Origin of the sequence: Syntrophaceticus schinkii, assembly GCF_000946815.1 — a bacterium.
Lineage (GTDB): Bacteria > Bacillota > DSM-12270 > Thermacetogeniales > Thermacetogeniaceae > Syntrophaceticus > Syntrophaceticus schinkii.
Genome location: NZ_CDRZ01000239.1, coordinates 17,551 through 36,899 on the forward strand (window position 1 = coordinate 17,551; position 19,349 = coordinate 36,899).

Below are 19,349 nucleotides of genomic sequence, written 5' to 3' on the forward strand. Positions count from 1 at the left end.
TGACTTTTAGTCAGCGCTTTTTTTTGGTCGATCTCTAAATCAGAATAAAGGAAGCTAGGCATCAGCAATGAACCGATGGGAATAAAACATCCAAATGCTCCCTATCTTTCACTGCTTTAAAGACCGGTATGTACTGCCTTGAGCAGATCCCATATCTTCAGAAACGGGGCGGAAAAATAACCGCTGGCGATGCTTTGTAAAAAACCCAGCGGTCGATGCCCTCTCCGATTATCAAAAACAAGACTGCCAAAATCCAAATCCACTGCGTGATTGTCCCCCCGATAGTCCAGGGTAGAAACGCAACAATGGCGCCGGTCAACGGTGCTGCAATACCACCGGCTAGAGCAAGTATGATTCTCGTCCTGCGGATTCCGTTATTCAGCCAACTACAAGGCTGGTCCTGGTATAAATTGAGGCCGCTGAGCCTGTCAATCACTATGGAAACAACCTTCAAACGCAGCAAGGTCAATAACACAAGTCCGGCGGCAATCAGGACAATCGTTCCTCCCTGTTCAAGCAGCGGTGATCGCACAACCATAATAGCTGCCGAGATGGCCCAACCAATTTGAAAAGCTCCGGTATAAAAGCTAAACAGTGTATCGCAGTGGTTCCATACCGGTCTGGTGGGAACCAGATAGATCATGCTCATGGCTCCCACCAAAGTTACCCCGGTTAAGCCCGCTAGTATTCTTATGGCATTACCTGCTAATGGGAGAATGGTCATCTCCTGATCTATTATTAATGGCAGCAAGTCGACCCCGCCGGCCAGCAGCACTAAACCCAAAAAGACACTGGTTAAGATGTTTTCCCGGGACAGCCTGGAACTACGCCAGTTCAGGATAGCCCGGGGAGCACGCAGGGGAGAGGCAAGATGCCTGGTGGCTCCTAAGATACCCACAACCCCTAATACAAACGTTACCATGTAGAAGGCTTCTGACTCTATCCGCCAGAAACTTAGCCATAGCAAGCCCCAGATCAAAGTGCCGGCCGCGCTTTGCAATGAGACAGTATAGATTATCAGAGGCCACTCCGCTTCTGGGTGATAGAATGGAGACTTGATTCCCTTACCTATTATTTCCTCTGGGCATGCGCTTTTCTGCCAGGGCTTGCTATGGGAAAGAATCGGCACCTTTAATCACCTCGCTGCAGCAAATAAAATTCCGGATCAGACGCACCGGCAAGCCGCATAGCTGCCCGGCCGCGGATCTTCTGACTGATTTCTTCCACAGTGCCAAACTGAATAGCACCGCCGGTGCATGCCGCAACACAGGCAGGCTGTTCTCCCTTTTCCAAAAGGTCAAGACACAAGTTGCATTTTTGCATATGACCGTCTGTACCAAATTGCGGGGCGCCAAAGCGACATGCCCAGGAACAGAAACGGCATCCTATACACTTTTGGGCATCACGAACTACAATCCCATCTTCTGCTCTCTTACTGATGGCACCGGCTGGACATGATTTTATGCAGTCAGGGTCTCCGCAGTGCATGCAGGACATAGATATGTACCACACTCGGGCATTCGGATAAACTCCCTCTTCCAGAGTAACTATTCTTCTCCAACGGGGGCCAGTGCTGCCAGGCTGCGCATCCACCAGAGGAGGCAGTGAATTCTCCTGTTTACAGGCGATTTCGCAGGCATAACAGTTGGTACACCGGGTTGGATCAAATAAGAATGCCAGTTGCATTAGTTTCCTCCCCCTTTCGATATCGGGCTAACACGACATAAACACTGCATATAATTAGCCTGGCTGGAGATCGCACAAATATCATCTTCAATGCCAAGCACATTATAATTGGCCTCTTCCCATCCTCCGGGTACATACACTGATGTCGGAGCAATGGTTTCCGTCAGGTGTGCTTTTAATTTAATTGAACCGCGAGGTGATTCGACCAAGACCAAGTCATTGTTTTTGATGCCCAGTTCGTTTGCTTTTCGCGGATTAATCAGTAAAAAGGATTCAGGAACTATTTCGCGCAGCCAGGGAATAGTGCGCATTTCGGAATGAACATACACCGGCCCAGCCCGCCCGGTTAGAGCATTAAGCGGATATTCACGTGCGAGTTCGGGTTTGCTCCTGCGGTTTTCGGAACCCTCGTAATAGACCGGCAAACCATCAAATCCCATGGATTCCAGAATGACGGATACTATGTTCACCTTTCCCCCCGGCAAATTTCCGACCCCAAACCGACGACCAGTTTGTTGAACATTATAGACCCAAAAGGAATGCCGTTTTCGCTTTCTTCCAGATCCTTATAGCTAAACTTTTCTCTGGCGAACAATTCGTCGATGTAATAACTTATATCAGTGGAAGGGAAATATTCTTGTAACCCCAACTTCTGTGCCAGTTCAATGAGTATCTCGCCTTCACACTTGCACTCACCGATCTGAATCAGTTTGCGCCTGAGGTTTACGATGGGCAAAGCATAATCATATTTAAACCATTCCGGGTCTGTTCTTTCCAAATATGAGGTAGTCGGAAGAACAATATCTGACACTGCTGTAGTCTCAGTATGATACAATTCGCAGACTACATTCAGTTCTGCATTGAGAAAGGCTTGGCGCACTCCTTCCGAGTTGGCTAGCATGCGCAAGGGGTTACCTCCCTGAATGAAGGTGGCTTTGATGGTATTGTTACGCAAATCGCGCAGCATATCCGGTGTAGCATGCACTCCCTGCATCATAAACAACAACGGGTATGTGCAGCCATCGGGAGTGAAAGTAGTCGAATGCCCGAACAGACGCAACTCATCCGGTTCAACATAATCCGGTTGTATGAGATGGTTGAAGAAAAACTTGGGGTTAAAGTTTGGTGAACCATCGACCAACACATCACAGCCCTTTTGGTCAATATGCCCTGTAACCACTCTCAAAAGAGCAATTGCCCGTGCTGTTTGTGTCACATTGATTTTGCCTTCAATACCATGTCCGACTATAATGCAGGCCCCCGCTGTGGTGGCATACTCCCGAGCCAGATTACGGATGACCTCGGCCGGTATCCCTGTAATCTTCTCCGCCCATTGGGGCGAATAGGTCACACCATCTCGATTTCCGCCATTTAGATGCTGGCGGAGTTGCCGCAGTCCCGGGTCATTAGTGTGTTGATTGACAAATTCGTGATCCCAGAGGTCATCTTCTACAATAACCGTCAGCATGGCCAGTGCCAGGGCTAAATCAGTGCCGGGTTCAATAAAGATAAATTGGTCAGCTCTGGCTCCCAGATGAAACTGAAGAGGATCGATAACGATTATTTTACCGCCGCGGTCGCGCACATCAAAGATTTTACGTAACAGCGGCGCGGCAGAGAAGGCCGGCTGTCTGCCCCAGTATATCAGCAGCCTGGCATTTTCATAATCACTGTAGAGGGGAATACCCCCGTAAGTAGCTACCTCCCCAATTACTCTCGGAGCAAAACACTCGGATGTTCCCATTCCCGGTACTACACCGAAAGCATTGCAGAAGCGTTGGAGCATAAGATATTGGAATGCCCATCCCGATGCCTGGCCACGCAGAAAACCGATAGACTCAAAGCAACTTTGTTACTTCCCCCGGCCTCACCCGGGGCCGGGGGGCTGCAAGCTGATAATAAAGCCTGATTTCAAAACAACTGCCGGAGTTTTTGCTTTCCACCTCAAGACTGCCGCCATGCCCCTCAACAATTGATTTTGCCATGGACAAGCCAATGCCGAAGCTTTCTTTTTGAGCATTTTGGCTCTTGAAAAAGCGGTCGAAAATATGCCTTAAATCTTCTGCTGAAATGCCAGGGCCATTATCCTGAATGGCGATGCTCCGGTAAATATCATTTTCTGAAAGCCGGATCTCTACAATGCCCTTTTCTTCAACAGCCTCGACAGCATTTTTCACCAGATTCAAAATTGCCTCCATAAGCCACGAGCGATCCCCTTTGACCTCGTAATCCTGACCGGTCAATCTCAGCTCGACCTGCTTTTTATGTATCAAACTTTCAATCGGTTGAATCGCTTCATAGATCATGCTCTCAGCGCTAAAGCATTCGCTGCGAAAGATAATAGCACCGGCATCGAGCGAAGAAAGCTTCAATAAGTCGGAGGTCAGCCTGTTCAGGCGATTGATCTCTGCATCAAGACGCGCAATATACTCTGCCTGATTGGCTTCATCCTGCTGAATTAAGTCCAGCAAGAGCTGAATTGTGGTCAGGGGTGTTTTGATCTGGTGGGTGATATCCTCAATATTTCTTTTCAGGAGTGTGCGATCAGTCAAAGCGTTCTCTCGGGATTCGCGCAGAATCAGAACCGTCTTATAAAGGTCATCTCTCAGCTGCCCAAAGAGATCATCGCGCAAGACCAGTTGATCCTCACCCCGGTGCAAAGCCCCAAGATAATCAGAGAGTTCAAGTATATCTATTTCAAGGCTCTTCTCTTCTCTGACATTCCAGAAAAATGAAAGCAGCCCTGCAACAAAAGCCAATGCCACATTCATCCATGTCAGCTTATACCGGTTTATATAACCGGTGTCAGGCAAATAGCCATAGTCGTGCAAAAACTTTGTTCCATCGGTTATCAGTTCATCAGGCCTCTCTTTTAAGAGAACTGCCAAATCTTCCTCAGCCGCAGCCGGCCTATCTATGGACTTATCTTTGACTGAATTGCTTAAAGCCGCTCCGGCAAAAAGGCTGAGGGCATTCTCTCCTTCGTCGAGAGCAAATTTTGTAGCCAGAGACAAAAGCAAAAACAAGGCGACAAAGATGATAACACCTTTAACAATGGCTTTTCTCATCGGGAGATCTCTCCTTCATTCCAGCGATAGCCAATGCCGCGAACCGTCTGGATTTTGTTTCTGTAGGGCCCTAGCCTATTTCTGAGTCGCCGGATATTAACAGACAGAGTATTATCATACACAAAGTCTGAATCAAGACCCCAAACAATGTCGATTATAAGCTCTCTGGTCAGCGTTCGGCCCGGATTTTCCATAAAAAGACACAGGAGCTGGAATTCCTTCCGGCTTAGCTCATCCTCTCGCCCATCAATAAAAGCCTTTTTCAAATTCTTATCCAGGATGACACCCTCACTTTGCAAAACGCTCTGAAGTTTCGGGTCCTTCTTCGCCCGGCGTAGAACTGTCTCCATTCTCGCTTTCAGCACCGGCAATTTGAAGGGCTTGGCGATATAGTCATCTGCTCCGGATTCTAATCCGCGGATAACATCCCTGTCGCTGTCCCTAACCGTTAAACAAATAACAGGTATTGAACATTTCTCTCGAACAAAGTCAAGAAATACAAAGCCGTCTCCATCCGGCAAGTTCAGATCCAAGAGAACCAAATCTAAATCTTCCTGAAAACATGCCTTTGCCTCTGACAATGTCGCAGCCGGAAAAACCACATAGCCTGTGTTTTCTAAATATCGCTTGACTGCAAAAAGGATATTCTCTTCATCCTCTACCAACAGGATTTTTTTCATATTGAAAACTCCTATTCATAATCAGGCTTGGTGTGACCACAGCTTTTCGGGAGAGTGATTTGTGTTCGGCATGTTTCTGAATTCCTGTTATGTTGCACTTCTATTATACTAGTAAACCGGCCGGCATACCGGGGTTTTGCTGCATCACTCCGCCGGTTTACCGGGGTTTTGCTGCATCACTCCGCCGGTTTACCGGGCTTTTGCTGTAACAAGCCCCGTCAGCATCAATAATACTTAATCATACCGCCACCCTGGTGCTTCGGGCGCGATAATAGTATAATTTGAAATGGGAATTATCGTCATCTGTTTTGGGGACTTCCTTCTGGGGAGGGGGGAAAGTGAGATGTCTTTCAGGCCTAAAAAAGATTTCTGGTTTGGGATTCTCATCTGGGGACCCACACTATATGCCATATGCCTTGTTATCCAGAACCGTACCATCTGGCCTGCATTAGTGGTTGTCATCCCTTTAACGGCATTTGTCGGCTCACTCTGGTTTGGAACCGTTTATACGATTGCAGAAACATCACTGGAGATCAAGTACGGGCCATTCCTTGAAAAAATACCCTTATGCGAAATTCAAAGGGTCAAGCGCACCAGAACTCTCTGGTCCAGTGCCGCACTCTCTTTTGACCGGCTGGAAATCAAATACGGTTACGGTACCGTGTTTATCTCCCCTCTTGATACTCATAAATTTATCAACGAACTGAAACAGAGATGCCCGGAAACGGAATTCCTGGGGTTATAAATCTTATTAGTTAGCGCTGCTCGCCAGGGGGACGCGTCTGGATATAGCTACTTGCAGTAAGTAAATTACTCAAGCCTGACCCCAATTCTAAAACAGCTTCAACTGCCCATCGATATCCATCTTCCAGGATGGGTTATCGGTATCGTTGATCATGCCGCGGGCGGCTTCCATGGCTCCTGGTGCGGGTATTTTTTCGGGATCGATGACCATGCGCTGCTGGCCGCTGAGGGTGGGCCTGGACACCAGGCTGTAGATCACCGGGAAGTCTTTCATGATGCCTGTCTGGCGGTGTGCTGTAACACAGAAGAGCTGTACTCCCGCCTGCTGTGTCAAGGCTTTGAGGATTTCCAGGATGTGCCCGCTGGAGGCCTCTCCGAAGGGGTTGTCGGCGATGATCACGCTGGTGCGCTGCTCCCGCTGCTCCTTCTTTCTCTTTTCGCGCAAGTAAGCCATCAATGCTACAAAAACCGCAAAGCGCCCGATATACTTCTGTGCCCCGGACCAGAAGGTCAGGTTTTCCCAGCGGTCATAATCTGAACTCTGATAGGGCTGGTCATCTGCGCGGGGTTTGAGCACAGTGAGTTTGATCCCATCAAGGGGTACCAGCTGTTCCACCAGAGCTGCGGAGCGCACCGCCCCCTCCAGGTACTGCTGCAGATCGTCTTCGCTTTCCCCCTCCTGTCTGCGCTGAACAGCACTTGCGATCACATCCGCAAGATAGCTGCGCACCAGTTCCTTCCCCTCATCTTCGTTGGGAGGGCGCAGATCGATCTCCATCAGCGGAATGCTGCTGCCCCGAAGTTCTACCCGGGACATCCTCTGCAGTGTTTTCAGCTGTTCCAGAATATTATCCACATGGCTGTAGGCGCGTTCCGCGATTTCTTCCTTTATTCTATCCAGGTCTTTTAAGCGCCGCTCCAGCTCCTCCTGGGATTTGGAGATCACCCGCCCCACATGGCAGAGGCTTTCTTGTACTGAAAGGGCATCCTTTTCCCAGCCCTCCACCATGGTTCTGTCTTTGAGCTGTTTGAATAGATGTCTGATGTCCAGGTTGTTGAGCACCTCCAGCTCCTGCCGGCAGGAATCCACCACCTGGTGCCATGCGTCATGACTTTCAGCCAATCTTTGTAAGGCCTTATCTACTGCCTCCATTTCCCTTCTTATTGCGCGGCGCGGTGCCCCGGCATCACATGTTAGCTCCTTTAATTCTCTCTCTGTCTCCCAGCCGGGGTCATCTGTCAGCTCAAGGCCGACCGCTGTCAAGTCCTCAACCTGAATCCGGTACTCCTGCTGCAGCCGACCGAGCAAGTCCAACTTTTCACCCTGTTTTACAATCCTTCCGCTGACTTCTTCTTTTTCTTCATTCAACTTCTTGCTGTAGCCTTCCAGGTCAATACCCTTCAGTTCTGCGGGTTCATGCCGGTGCCTATCCACAACATTGCTGCACTCGATTTCCCAGGCACCTTCTTCCTTTCCTGTAAGCACCTCAGCACTACGGAAGGCTTTGTCAGCCTTTTGGAAGGCATCTTGATAGGCCTTTACCTCGCGGCCACAGACGTCCAACTCCTGCTTGCGTACCGGGCGGTAGGAGTTTTTCACTTCTGCAAAATCAAGCCCTGTACCCTTGATGTATCCCTGGAGGTCTTCCAGGTCCTTCTTGTATCCAGTAATCAGCCTATCCACATCTTTAAGGCTGGCAACCTCCCGATTCAGGGATTCTTTTCTCGCCCTCAGGTTCTCTGCTGTTTCTCTGTAATCCTCCCAGGATACCCCCTTAGGTATAAGCTCTTCCGGGTAATCCCAGGTGGATGGGTAAAAATCTTTATTGTCTTTTTCCAGCCTGTTCAATTTATCAAGAGTTGCCCTGTTCTGCTCTTGCAGGTCCTTAATCTCCCTGTCCAACTTCTCTTTCCTGGTTTTACAAAGCTCAAGCTCTGCCTCCATCGCTGTCAGGGTCTGCTGAAGCCTCACCATTTCGGCTTTTCGGGCATCTTCCTCCTGGAACTCCAAGCGGTATTTTTCAAGGGGTTTCCTAAAATTGCGGAGCTCAATCAGGTGCTGGTCTGCCTTGCTTTTTTCGGTACGCGCAATCTCCAGTTGCTCCTTAATACGCCGTTCTTGTTCCTTTGCGGCCTCCAGGTCATCACACACTCCTTGAAGAGCGTTTTCTGCATCTTTAAGCCGCTGTTCCCACTCTTCAGCAGTCTGGTATTCGTAGTTGGTCAGCAGATTGGCCAGCACAATGGATGCACGCCGAATCTGCTCGTTTCTACCCTCTTCGTCCTTTCGCTTCTCTTTAAGCTGTTCCAGTTGCTCTTCCAGCCGGTAAAGGATGTCATCAAGCCTCTCCGGTATAACAAAGGGCTCCATCCCCTGGTTGTGGAAAAAGCAGAGGAGGGCATCATTTGCCTGCTCCTCAGGTGACAGTTCGATGCTGCTGCGGGCTGCCACAGGAACCGCTGCACTCAAATCAACCCTTAATTCCGGAGAGCGCCTTATAATGCGCTGCAGCTGCCCCTGTTCGGCGATCAGTGCATAGGGGAGCCAGGGGTAGCGCCTGATCAGTTGTTTCCGTTCCTCGCTGCCAGGCAGGTTTCGTAAAAACAAGGCACCGGTAATGGTATCCACACCCTGGCTGCTCAGTGTATCCTTTAAGAGCAGAATATCATTGTTGGGAACGGCCCCCGCCTCTCCGCCGAGGAGGCTCTGCCGCTCTTGAAGGCGGTTCATCTGCAATTCCAAGTCCACCAAAGACTGCTGGCTCTGCTGCCTGCACACCTCCAGTTCCCCCTGCAGAGCGGCGAAGTCCTCGGGAGAGAAAAGCCACTCCAAACCTGCCAGAGCCAGCAGTTCCCGCAGCCGGTCCACATCCTCTTGCCACCTTTCTCTTGCCATCAATAGGTCTTTCCGCCCCTTGTCCAGCTCCCCCTTCCGTCCGGAAAGTATATTGATCTGGGTGGAGCATTCATCGAGCCGGCTGTTGGATTTCCGAATGGCTTCTGCCAGCTCTTCAATTTTCCTTTCCAGGCCCTTGAGTGCATCATTTAGCAGGCCTTCCGCCTTTTCCGGTGATGACAGATCTGTTTCTATACCCACATCATGCAGTGAACCTGCCAGTTCAGTGCGCCTTTTGGCAAACCCTTCGCTCTTCACTTCAAGCCGCGTCTGCCGGTATAAATTTGACTGCATTTTCTCGTTTAACTCACGTTCGGCATCCGAAGCCTTTCTCATTTCCTGCTGTAAGACATCTAGCTGCTTCTCCTCTGCAGTTGTCTGGGCCTCAACTTCCCGCCCCACCGTACAAAGCAGCGGCCACAGCTGAAGCCCAAGGGAGTCGATCTCTTTGGCCACCGATTCGTGCCCCTGAAGCAGCCTTTGCTGGGCGGCTTCCTCTTGTTTGAGGAGATGATCTTTTTCCAGCCAGCTTTCACAGAAGCGCCAGGCCTTCAGCCTGTTATAATTCCCTTCAGTATCTTCCAGGCAGCGGCGGGCTGCATCCTTTTCCCTCTCCTTTTTATTCAATTCATTTTGTAAGGCATCCAGGCTGCGCCTGAGGGTTTCGCATTTTACTGAAGCAAGCAGGTACTGGATCTCCCTCACTCTATCCTGGTTTTTCTGCAGCCTTTCCGCTAGCTCCCTCTGTTCATCCGCCAGCCTGGGAAGACCCCTGACCAGAGTATTGAAAAGAGACTGGCGGGCAGTTCTGGCTGCCTCAACCTCTCCTGCAGCACCCTTTACACCGGAAAGCGCCTCCTGCATCACCCCAATCCGCTCCCCCAGCTTATTGAGGGACTGCATATGGGACTGAAACTCCGGAAGGTGCATCAGCTCAGCGGAGGCCTGCTGGAAGCTGCGGGTCAGGTCATCTTCAGTACCGCTGCTGCCGCGCCCCAGTATGTCGTCGATGGCCGGGATGAAAAGCTTCTCCAAAAGGGAGCGTGTCTTGCTGCAGTATTCAAAGAACTTGCCCACTCCTCCCTCATCTGAGTTGGTCTCCAGGACGCGCTCCCACTCCTCGGGATTGATGTTATAGGTTCGCAGATCCCTCTGGTATTCCCGCCGCCGGTCAGAACTAAAAATGCGGAACTGCCCTGAACTGCGCAGCCTCTCCTGGAGTTCACGATAGTTCAGTGTGCGCCCGTCTTCGTCCACCAATGGGAGTGATTCCAGGTCCCAGGAATGAGGCCGGCTGTACTCCCAGGCACTGAGATAGTTGAAGTAGTCCATATCGCGGTTGGCGCTCCCGGTGTTTTCCGCAAAGCAGAAACCCGTCAAGATATAGGCCGGGGTGTCCGCATCAAGCTGCCATTCCACCAGCACATGGCCGGTAAAAGGGTTGCTGCGCACCAATGTGGCCAGGCGCCTTTTGCCCAGGGGGGCATTGGGACAGACCACCTGGGAGATGAGCTGCAGGATCAGTGTCTTGCCACCCCCATTTTCCAGGATAAGCAGGCTGGACCTCCCCCGCAGGTCAAAAATGAGGTTGTCCAGCACCCTCCTCTCCTTGCCGTAACGGATGTTGTGCAGACGCACACGGCTAATCCGCGGCATCCTCTTCACCCCCGTGTTCCATGATCAATTCCAGAATCATATTCTTGTGATCCCTGTGATTATAGTAGTGAGCAACCATACTGCTGAGGCGCTGCTGCGGAAAAACCTGGCGCTCCTGAATCACCCGCACCAGCCGGTGCTCTTCCAAAAAGTCCAGGGTCTTTAAAAGGTAACCCCAGCGAGAGATGGTTCTTTTGTCATGTACCGCCCCCGGCTTCTTGACCGAGAGGTCCAGCCAGAATCGCGCCGGCTCAGCAAGGTTGACCCTGGAGCGGTTCTCCAGCTCTTCGATATCCTCTCTTTTAGCCAGGGTTTCGAAGTTTTGTGTAACCTGACGCTCCAGGTCAGTTAAAGTAATATAATCCATGGAGGGGCCTGTTGTGTCATCACTGTTAAAAAAGACCGCCAGCAGTGTGAGCACAATAAAGGAGCAGGTGTAAAGCTCAGTATTGTCCCTCACCCCCAGGCTGGTTCTCAGTTCAGCATTGGTATAGCTGAAAATGCTTTCTTCAATCCCGGTGGAGAGGTAGTATTGATCACCGGCTTTCAGCAGTGTGACACCAAAAGTCGGCTCCATAACCTCCTGCCAGAGCCCCCATACTTCGGGATCCAGCTGGATCCGCATGAGCAGGCCTGAGTTGTTTTCTTTGTTCACAACCGGGTGTGTCAACAACTCCCGCAGCAGCAAGAGGGCTGTTTCCACTGTGCTGCTCTTATAGTTCATTACACTTTGCCTCCTGGGAAAACGGATGTCGGAAGCCAGAGGTCGGAAATTACCGGAGGCCATTTCCGCTGGTTCCGCAACATTGTATGACTTTGGCCTATACAAAAAACGGATGCGGTAAGCCAAATGTCGGCTGTCGGAAAACTCCTAAATCCGCTCTCCGCCGGCACCGCAACATTACATAACTTCGGCATGAAGCTTTCATCATCTGCCAGTACCACCAGAGCGATAATGTGCGCTCTATATGGCGACTGTCAGCAGTTAGTTGAATCTGTATATACGTGTTTCTGCTTGACTGTCACCATGCTTGGTCACCATGCTTGAGTAATATCAAGTTCGAAACATTCATTTCATAGGGCAGGTCGACAGTGCCTTCGCCGGCAGCTACCGAAACATCGCCCAGTGATGCCAGTTCTTTATCCTGCTGCAGCAAACGGAAAAGGGCAAACTCCAAAAGGTCAGTGTCCCCGGGTGTATATTCCCAGGGCAGCCGCGCCTGGATTTTTTTCGCCTGGTGCAGAAGGAGGGCGGTATAAACGAAGGCTGCCATTTCTTCCCGGGACCAGTCGTTCTCATCGAGCAAAGCAGCGATCTCGCTCAATGATATCCTGCTTCTTTTTACCAGAGGGGTGAGCAGCAGCCGAAAAATCCGCTGCAGCAGCTCTATGGTCCGCTGGTGCCGCTCCTTTTCCATCTCCTGCAGGCGTATTTCCTCATCTAAATCGATCTCATCAAAAAACTCCTCCGGGGGGCGCTCCCGCTCCCGGCTGAGGAGGGTCTGCGGCCTGAGGAAGGTGGCCAGATCCAGAATGCGGGGCGAGCGCGGCTGCAGCAGGGGGAGTACCGCTGTTCTGGCAACAACTTCACCTGGTGGGCTGCAGCGCAGGACCTCAGCCATCAGTTCCTTTTCCAGGTGAAAACGCACCATCAGTGTGCTGCGCAGGCTGGACATCAAGGCATCTTCAGTGAGGGTGTTCAGCTCCAGTTGATGGTTAAAGAGCTTCAGATGGCTCTGGGCGACCCGGTACAGCTCCTGTTCCAGGAAACCGACATTCTCCAGTTTGGTGCTGCCCCGGGAATGACTTGCCTGATCCAGGTTTTGAAGTGTTTCCCGTACCAGTTTAATCAGATTATCAAATGTTTCTCGCTCCCGGTGCAGCTGCTGTGTCATCCTGTTGAGCATCCGCCTGTAATTCGGCTTATCCAGAGCCTCCACCACATTGCGGCGGATCTCCTGGCGCAGGGAAACCAGTTCCTGCTCCATGTTTGTTACGGCGACACCAAGTTCCTTAACGGTCTCCAGTGCGCCCTCAAAGGTACCCCTGCGGATCTGCTGATCCAAATAGAACTGCATCACAGAAAAGCGCAGGTCCTGGTAGATCTCCCTGGACTTAAAGATAATATCCAACCCTTCTCTGGACAGGCGGAGTTTAATGGTATCCCTGTCCGGCAAGCTGAAGGGCTCCTGCACCAGCAGGCGAAACTTCACCTGGCGATTTTTCCCTTCTATGGGATCGTGGTATTCGTATTCAAAGTTGCGCCCGTAGTTGGAAAGCTCGTTTAACAGCTTCTCTGTGACCTGTTCAAGCTCCTCAAGTGAGGGGCTTGTGCCGGCAAACAAGGGAAGGATACCGGAAATGAAATCTTTCGCATCCTCATAAGTGCAGGGATCGTAGTGGAGCATTTTTTCCATAATATAAAGCAGCAGGCAGACACCCATTTCAAAGCCGCAGTATCCCCGCAGTGTACTCTTGGACATCAGGTCGTAAAGGGGAAAGACCTCCATGAGAGCGGCGATGCGTTCATTCAAGCCGTCAAAGCACGGGAATTCCCGTGCCATAGTAAAAACACCCGGGGCGGCCATCTTGTCTTCAGCTGTTACGGCAGACATAATTCAACACGCCCTCTCGCAGCCAGCATGCCGGCAGTTAGAGCCTCCTGCGGTACTGCACGGTACGGTCGTCCTGCAGCAGGGAGGCAAGTCCTTTCTATCAGGCTCCGGGAACAAAGGTCAAAAAAGGGCTGCATACATTCCTGGGTAACACGGGACTGGTCACTATCTATAGGACGGCTTTTCCCTGTGGCAAGCAGCAGTTCATAAAGAAGCTCTGCAGGCACTACTTCCACCGTTGGAACACTGCTGTTATCCGCTTCCGTAGAAAACTGCCCAGGCATTGCTGCATCAGCTCCAGCTTTTACAGCGGAGATTAAATCAGCGCAAATACCTAGCCCCTCCGGGTCCCAGGTCCCCGAAATAGAAGAATTGGTAACCCGCCGCCCCCGGCAGACACTCATAGATAAAGGACCAGCTGTTTAATATCTTTTTTCCTTCACCATAAATAAGCAGGTGTATCTCTGGGTTTGTTTTGAGTTTTCCTGCACCGAGGAGGTATTTTAGTGAGTGGAAGGTGTCTTTATTTTCCACAACAAGACAGTGCGCCCTTTCTTCAGGCAGAAGAGGCAAGGCGGTAGCCCAGAAGAAGAAGGGTTCCGGCGCCGGCACACAGCACAGGTCCTGTAAAGTGATCTTGATCCGTTTCAGGAGTTGATTGCCTTTGTGTGATGACAGGAACTTTTCATGACCTGTCAAGGCAAAAGACCGCTCATTGACTGTATCCCATACTGCCGGGGGGTTATTTTCGGCTTCTATCAGAAAATGATCTATGGCCATCAGTATATCCCGGTGCCTGTCATAATCTTGAGGTGAGTTCAAAAATGAAGAGAGATCCATGCGTGAGCAGTAAAAGCTCAATATCTCTTCCTTTGCTGCTGAATAATCCCCCTCCTGGAGAGGCAGTTTCCGGTAGCGCAGGGCAAGGGGTGGGGAAAGCCCGTTTAAGCCCGATTTTTTCACCGGACTTAAAACCTTCTCCTCCACCAGGTTATTTATCGCTGCTGCAAATGCCTCATATCCCCCGGCATCCTCCCATCTGGAGGCGAACCTCCTGGCTACCGGGTCGCGGATATCGGTGTCCCATTTGAGCATCTTGCGGGGGAAGCTGTCGATAACCTTGCAGATGTAATCCTGCATTTTCATAGGGATATCACCTGAAAATAGTTTGTTTGTATTGTAACACATTATTTCCATTGATTTGACATATATTTGACATATAACATAGATATCCTGCTATTTTTGCAAAATATCAGTTATGGCTGCGCTTATACCCCGCGATATCACACTAACGGCTTCAGGCTAAAAAAGCCCAAAGCCTAATTGACACTATTTTTTCATCTTCATTCTAAGCCACCATTATAAATTTTAACTTCCGGGAAAAGAGAGCAGGCTGTCTGGGAGGTGGGAGTTTTCCCTAAGCCTGTATGCCGTATCTATCATTTTGGAAAGGGATTTATCAAAAACGCCATCCTTAATATAGTGACGGTTGAAATAAGCGATAACACCTGAATGCTTGCCGGAATCAAAATGGTCTAAAGCTGTTTCTGATCGGAGTGCGTGGAAAATTGAATAATAGGAACGGTTAATTGATGCCTTAAACTGCCCTGCTTCCAGCAGAATATCCGCTGTGCAAAACTCTTCTTCTGCTCTCCGGAAACGGTACCGTAATAACTCTTTCACGCTGCCTTCCATAAAACTATCCCTTCCCGGTTCACATTCTGATAAAATGGGAGTACCTTCTCCCATTTTTTGAACTGTTCATAATTAATATCTATGACAGAGAAAACCTTATCATATTTTAAATTCATATCCACGATAAACTCGGATAATTTATCTTCTAATTCGTCATCCAACGTGCCATGTATTAATAATGCAATGTCAATGTCAGATTCCTCAGTCTGTACACCCCTTGCAACAGATCCATATAATACAATACGGACCAGTAAACTCTCCATAATTGCTAATAGTCCATCGACCAATTCCAACATCATTTCTTTTCCCATGCAAGCACCTCCGTTTCCTAGTTTATTATACCCATTTTAGAAATATCAGTCAATTATTCCGCAGCGGTATCTGCATTGACCAATTATACCCGCATGGGCAAAAATACTATGTTAACATGTTTAAATCAGCAGAGGTGGAAGGTTCGAAAACCATCCCCTTGGCATGAGGCCTAGGAGGACCAGCCACAGGAACCGTCCCCTTGGCAGGTCACAACAATACTGTTATTCCTCTCCCGGGTAACTGAAAAACAGTTCGCCTGCTGGATTTCGGCAAGAGATATATTAAAAGAGAAAGGGAAAAGGCAGGGAAGTGATGCGGCCCTTTCCAGGGAAAGGCATCCACCTTCTATTTCCAGACAAACATACAAAAGCCAGAGCCTCAACTGTTCATCTGTGACCTGGATCTCCGGCTGTGCTCGATATAAGCTTTTCCTTCCTGCATGGGACAATGCCCCCCAATCCACCATACTCTCCAGCACCCGGGGGAGTGCCCGTTCCAGAGTCGGCCTGGCACCCCAGGTGGCTGTGATCTGTTCCTTGATCTGCTGCCTGCTAAAATTTTTCTGCAGTTTGAGAAATCTGCCACAGCAGGCGGCGATCTCTCGAAAAAAGGGGTAAGCCAGCAAACTCATCCCCCAATGGAGGGCGAGCCTTTCAGGCATTTCTACATCATCCAGGATATTGAGCGCACCGCGGCGCAGCAACCTGTGTTCTGCCTCCACCCTCGTCCAGATGCGCTGCAGAATTGTAATGTTTTTCTTGCGGGAGGCCATTTGTGGACACTCTTCAAAGAGAGTCTCATGCATTTGCTCCTTCAGTTTGCCGGTATCTTCTTCATGGCGGGATATCTTTGCATAATATTCAATCCAATCAAGCTTAATCATCCTGTCAAAACCAATACGCTGCATCTATTCTTCCCTCACTATTTTGATAAATGGAACAACCACTTCTTCGACGGCACTTCCTCCATGTGTCATGATTTCTTCACCCTTATTTACAAAAGCCGTATCTCCGTCTGCAAGCAGCACCCTCAGGTCTTCAGGAAGACCAATGGCCTTCCATGGGCGACAGGGGATGGACTTGAGGGCTTGCTGATAAATCTCCTCCTGTGTATAAAGGCGCGCCCTTTCTCCCTTTGTTTCCACAAGACAGCCCTCATCAGGCCGTCCGCAACCTGTGGCATAGGTGCTGCCGTGGTCAGAGGCCAGGTACAGATCAAACCCTGCTGCCAGCAGTTCCTCAAGGAGATCAACGGTTTTACCCTGCTCAAGCCACAGTATAATATCCTGGTGCATTCCGGCAGGACCCAGCTGCTGGGCATGCACCAGCCGGTCCACCTGGTCAACAACCAATCCCAGCACCTCTCGATGCAAGTTCTCTCTTACACGGGCGAGATCCTCTTCACTTCCCCGCAGCCCTTTTAATAAAGCCAGTTTGCCGGCAGAAAGCCCTTGCCTGCTCCAGAAGGCACGCCAGGACTTTTCCTCCCCGCGGTTGTTGTAGAGGGAACCGCCGAACTGATAGGGCAGCTCCCCTGAAAAAATGGCCTGGCGGGAAAGGGATGTCAGGGTCGGCACCAGAGCAAAAGTTAGGTACTCCTCCATCTTAATTGCTTTAAGCTTTTCGTACAATACCCCTTTTACGGTCAGCCACTGCTCAAGAGATAGGCCGTCAAAGACAACCAAAGCAATTTTTTTTGCCGGGTGTCTTTTGTAATGCAAGGTAATGGGGAATCTGGTGCACCATCAAGGGATGGGAAACGAGAAACAGACTGGCCAGTGTCCCCTGTTTTCCTTGGTACCAGTTATGGAAGCTGTCACTGACCGCCTGCAAAAGATCCTGGATTTGCACCAGCCTTTCCGGAGCCAGAAAATGCTCCAAACTCACCAGGAGTTTGCGCGCCTCAGCCAACCGCAGGGCGGTTCGCTGCCAGGACCTGTAATCACCTTTCTCCCCTGGCTGGTTGTTTCTTAAAAGACATACCAGCTTATCCAGCTTTCGTTCCCTGGCAGCATCATGGTCATCCAGGATTCCGCATACAACCCACTGGGGTAGAGATTCGCGCGCCTCAAATCTTACCGGTTTCAAGTACCCCTCGGCAAAGAGATTGTCGAGAAACACTCTCACCTCGGGATCGTCAAAGGGCAAACCGGCATAACTGCTGCCCGCCGCGGCCTGTTCCAGAAAAACAGCCCAGTGCTCCTGTAAAAAAGCATAAAAGGCCTCCTGCTTGGAAACAATCTCCCGCAGCGGCCAGTTGATCACACCATGTACTTGTTTGATTTCCCTCACCAGCTCATCCAGCAAACAGTTGGGGATTTGCCGGGCGCGATAGTGCAAAGAGAGCAGCCAGCGAAGCACCCCGGCAGTAGAGTTAAAAACCACCGGATTTACATCAAAAACATGCTGTAGAACAAATTCCTTGGTCCCCTTCTCTCCCAAAAACTGATCGACCTCCCGGTCATAAGCCTCTTTGAGGGTTAACAGGTCCTCCCGTGCAAGCCCCCGGATTACTCTTGGATCCAGCAGTTCAAATTGACTGGCCAGACTCAGATCAATTTGCAGGGCACCCCGGTAGATATCAAAGGACACATCTTCAAATGATTGATTGCCCAGGCGAACCAACAGTTTCCTGCCGGTATGGCGAAATCGGGCTTCCCAGGCATGACGGAGGTAAACAGGATCCTTTAACTCCAGCACATTAAAGCCCGCCTCCTGGATCTCCTCCAGCAGGTACTCCTCTAAGAGAAGCCTGTCGGGATCCCTGACCAGGACTGTTTTTACTCCTGATCCCCTGATCTCTTTGATCACACCACCCGGCCAATCCATTTTCTTCACTCCGGTCTTTATTCCTCCAGCTGGGAGAGGGCATTTCGATAGTACATCAACAACCCAAAATCATCCTGGATAAAAGACTCCGACAGCCGCCTGGAAGTATCCACGATAGTCCTGTAGTCCCGCCTGCCCCAGGCATCCTTGAACCCTGCCCGGATGGCTTCGGAACGAAACTGCCGGAGTTTTCCGCCAGATTCCAGGTAGAGGCGAAACTCCTTGAGGAGTGCTTTTTCCCGCAGCTTCTCCATATCTGACTGCTTTTCCGGCCTGGGAATATACCATTTTCCCTCTTCATTTTGTAAAAAGTTTTCCTCCAAAAGATCTAATAACTCAGGGAGTTTTTCATAACGGGCCTGCCGCAGTTCCTGCATAAAAAGAGGATGCAGTTCCTGATAACTCATCGGTTTTTCCTTTAACTTAACCCAAATCCACTGGCGGGCAGACCTCTCATCATTGAGGAAAACATGCATCTGCTCGGGCCTCCCGCACTCCAATTTCTTTTGGCGATAAGTGACAGCCTGCTCCGGCAGGAAATACATGTCATCATCCTCTTCGAAGCGGCGGTACAACCCCGCATAATAATCGGGAGCGCTGATCGGAACTGGGATTCCCTTTTGGACATAGAAAGCCACCATACGGTCATAGAGCGTGGTTTTCTGCCTTTCCATCACCATTTCCAGCCGGCCGTCCTTCTCTGCGGTCACCGGTAGATTTTTAAGGTGCTGGTATGTAAATTCCCAGACACCTGTCTCCTTTGCCGACTTCTCCTCAAAGCTGGCCAGGAAATCCTGTCTGGGCTTGTAAGCGGAGATCACCAGGTCGCTCTTTACCGCCTGGGTGCTGGTTACCTGTTTGAAGCTCCCCTGTTTTTTATCCAGCAGCCTGATATCGGCGATCACAAACCCCGCGCTGGCGATCGCCTCCATAATGGCGTTCCAGACAGAGTTCCTGGAGTTGTGGAAAACCATGGTCATCCAGCGGCCTGGCTTCAGGATGCGGTACATCTCCCTCAGACAGCGCTCCATCAGGTGTTGGTAGTCCCTTAGATCCTTCCCCTGTACAGAGTTGACGATGGCCTCAGTTTGGTTGTTGGTAAACACCTTGAGCCATGCCTCCCAGAGGAAGTTCAACTCGGAGTACATTAAGTTGCTGCCGAAGGGGGG

Annotated in this window: 16 protein-coding genes and 1 pseudogene; 1 reads left to right on the forward strand and 16 read right to left on the reverse strand. The window is 50.3% G+C overall.

All coding sequences use genetic code 11. The features are described from left to right. Positions 1-157 precede the first annotated feature (157 nt). From SSCH_RS09310 to SSCH_RS09335, 6 genes are all read right to left on the reverse strand, one after another. Positions 158-1,129 carry a dimethyl sulfoxide reductase anchor subunit family protein gene (locus tag SSCH_RS09310; RefSeq protein ID WP_044665221.1) on the reverse strand — a complete coding sequence of 324 codons (972 nt, stop codon included), beginning with the start codon at positions 1,127-1,129 and terminating at the stop codon, positions 158-160. Between the two features lie 2 nt (positions 1,130-1,131). Further along, the gene (locus tag SSCH_RS09315) at positions 1,132-1,686 is read right to left on the reverse strand and encodes a 4Fe-4S dicluster domain-containing protein (RefSeq protein WP_044665222.1); all 555 of its coding nucleotides are present in this window, start codon (positions 1,684-1,686) and stop codon (positions 1,132-1,134) included. Then, positions 1,686-2,126, reverse strand: coding sequence for a molybdopterin dinucleotide binding domain-containing protein (locus SSCH_RS09320; protein ID WP_156972213.1), 441 nt, complete (start codon positions 2,124-2,126; stop codon positions 1,686-1,688). The genes SSCH_RS09315 and SSCH_RS09320 overlap by 1 nt, the downstream gene beginning before the upstream one ends. Positions 2,127-2,152: 26 nt before the next feature. Beyond that, positions 2,153-3,430: a molybdopterin-containing oxidoreductase family protein gene (locus tag SSCH_RS09325; RefSeq protein ID WP_198142349.1), complete on the reverse strand. Its 1,278-nt coding sequence runs from the start codon at positions 3,428-3,430 to the stop codon at positions 2,153-2,155. Positions 3,431-3,524: 94 nt separating this feature from the next. Beyond that, positions 3,525-4,754, reverse strand: coding sequence for a sensor histidine kinase (locus tag SSCH_RS09330; protein WP_052835518.1), 1,230 nt, complete (start codon positions 4,752-4,754; stop codon positions 3,525-3,527). Then, positions 4,751-5,434, reverse strand: a complete 684-nt coding sequence (locus SSCH_RS09335) for a response regulator transcription factor (protein WP_044665225.1) — start codon at positions 5,432-5,434, stop codon at positions 4,751-4,753. The genes SSCH_RS09330 and SSCH_RS09335 overlap by 4 nt, the downstream gene beginning before the upstream one ends. Positions 5,435-5,777: 343 nt before the next feature. Here SSCH_RS09335 and SSCH_RS09340 point away from each other — a divergent pair, with 343 nt between their 5' ends. Next, a complete protein-coding gene (locus tag SSCH_RS09340; protein WP_052835519.1) occupies positions 5,778-6,179 on the forward strand; it encodes a PH domain-containing protein in 402 nt (133 codons plus the stop codon). A gap of 87 nt (positions 6,180-6,266) precedes the next feature. Here SSCH_RS09340 and SSCH_RS09345 read toward each other — a convergent pair whose 3' ends face one another. From SSCH_RS09345 to SSCH_RS21425, 10 genes and pseudogenes are all read right to left on the reverse strand, one after another. Continuing rightward, positions 6,267-10,730: a hypothetical protein gene (locus SSCH_RS09345; RefSeq protein WP_044665226.1), complete on the reverse strand. Its 4,464-nt coding sequence runs from the start codon at positions 10,728-10,730 to the stop codon at positions 6,267-6,269. Beyond that, on the reverse strand, positions 10,717-11,454 hold the full coding sequence (locus tag SSCH_RS09350; protein ID WP_044665227.1) for a DUF6063 family protein: 738 nt from the start codon (positions 11,452-11,454) through the stop codon (positions 10,717-10,719). Before SSCH_RS09350 ends, SSCH_RS09345 begins: the two co-directional genes overlap by 14 nt. A 298-nt stretch (positions 11,455-11,752) precedes the next feature. After that, positions 11,753-13,345 (reverse strand): hypothetical protein, encoded by a 1,593-nt coding sequence (locus SSCH_RS09355; RefSeq protein WP_044665228.1) that lies wholly within the window; start codon positions 13,343-13,345, stop codon positions 11,753-11,755. After that, complete coding sequence (locus tag SSCH_RS19290) at positions 13,333-13,581, reverse strand: hypothetical protein (protein WP_198142350.1); 249 nt, start codon at positions 13,579-13,581, stop codon at positions 13,333-13,335. The genes SSCH_RS09355 and SSCH_RS19290 overlap by 13 nt, the downstream gene beginning before the upstream one ends. A gap of 85 nt (positions 13,582-13,666) precedes the next feature. Next, positions 13,667-14,491: a hypothetical protein gene (locus SSCH_RS16725; protein WP_052835521.1), complete on the reverse strand. Its 825-nt coding sequence runs from the start codon at positions 14,489-14,491 to the stop codon at positions 13,667-13,669. Between the two features lie 222 nt (positions 14,492-14,713). Continuing rightward, entirely contained in the window at positions 14,714-15,028 is a 315-nt protein-coding gene (locus SSCH_RS09365) for a HEPN domain-containing protein (protein WP_198142351.1), read from the reverse strand. After that, positions 15,025-15,351 (reverse strand): nucleotidyltransferase domain-containing protein, encoded by a 327-nt coding sequence (locus SSCH_RS09370; RefSeq protein ID WP_044665229.1) that lies wholly within the window; start codon positions 15,349-15,351, stop codon positions 15,025-15,027. Before SSCH_RS09370 ends, SSCH_RS09365 begins: the two co-directional genes overlap by 4 nt. A gap of 170 nt (positions 15,352-15,521) precedes the next feature. Then, on the reverse strand, positions 15,522-16,259 hold the full coding sequence (locus SSCH_RS09375; protein WP_044665230.1) for a hypothetical protein: 738 nt from the start codon (positions 16,257-16,259) through the stop codon (positions 15,522-15,524). Next, a pseudogene (gene pglZ / locus SSCH_RS21940) lies at positions 16,260-18,180 on the reverse strand (BREX-3 system phosphatase PglZ). Between the two features lie 17 nt (positions 18,181-18,197). Next, on the reverse strand, positions 18,198-19,328 hold the full coding sequence (locus SSCH_RS21425) for a hypothetical protein (protein WP_332306926.1): 1,131 nt from the start codon (positions 19,326-19,328) through the stop codon (positions 18,198-18,200). Positions 19,329-19,349: the final 21 nt, after the last annotated feature.

Coding starts and splice junctions, on each gene's coding strand:
- SSCH_RS09320 (WP_156972213.1), bottom strand. CDS start 2,126: ATGGGATTTGATGGTTTGCCGGTCTATTACGAGGGTTCCGAAAACCGC.
- SSCH_RS09315 (WP_044665222.1), bottom strand. CDS start 1,686: ATGCAACTGGCATTCTTATTTGATCCAACCCGGTGTACCAACTGTTAT.
- SSCH_RS09345 (WP_044665226.1), bottom strand. CDS start 10,730: ATGCCGCGGATTAGCCGTGTGCGTCTGCACAACATCCGTTACGGCAAG.
- SSCH_RS09370 (WP_044665229.1), bottom strand. CDS start 15,351: ATGGGAAAAGAAATGATGTTGGAATTGGTCGATGGACTATTAGCAATT.
- SSCH_RS21425 (WP_332306926.1), bottom strand. CDS start 19,328: ATGTACTCCGAGTTGAACTTCCTCTGGGAGGCATGGCTCAAGGTGTTT.
- SSCH_RS09340 (WP_052835519.1), top strand. CDS start 5,778: ATGTCTTTCAGGCCTAAAAAAGATTTCTGGTTTGGGATTCTCATCTGG.
- SSCH_RS09335 (WP_044665225.1), bottom strand. CDS start 5,434: ATGAAAAAAATCCTGTTGGTAGAGGATGAAGAGAATATCCTTTTTGCA.
- SSCH_RS09375 (WP_044665230.1), bottom strand. CDS start 16,259: ATGCAGCGTATTGGTTTTGACAGGATGATTAAGCTTGATTGGATTGAA.
- SSCH_RS16725 (WP_052835521.1), bottom strand. CDS start 14,491: ATGAAAATGCAGGATTACATCTGCAAGGTTATCGACAGCTTCCCCCGC.
- SSCH_RS09355 (WP_044665228.1), bottom strand. CDS start 13,345: ATGTCTGCCGTAACAGCTGAAGACAAGATGGCCGCCCCGGGTGTTTTT.
- SSCH_RS09325 (WP_198142349.1), bottom strand. CDS start 3,430: ATGGGAACATCCGAGTGTTTTGCTCCGAGAGTAATTGGGGAGGTAGCT.
- SSCH_RS09350 (WP_044665227.1), bottom strand. CDS start 11,454: ATGAACTATAAGAGCAGCACAGTGGAAACAGCCCTCTTGCTGCTGCGG.
- SSCH_RS09330 (WP_052835518.1), bottom strand. CDS start 4,754: ATGAGAAAAGCCATTGTTAAAGGTGTTATCATCTTTGTCGCCTTGTTT.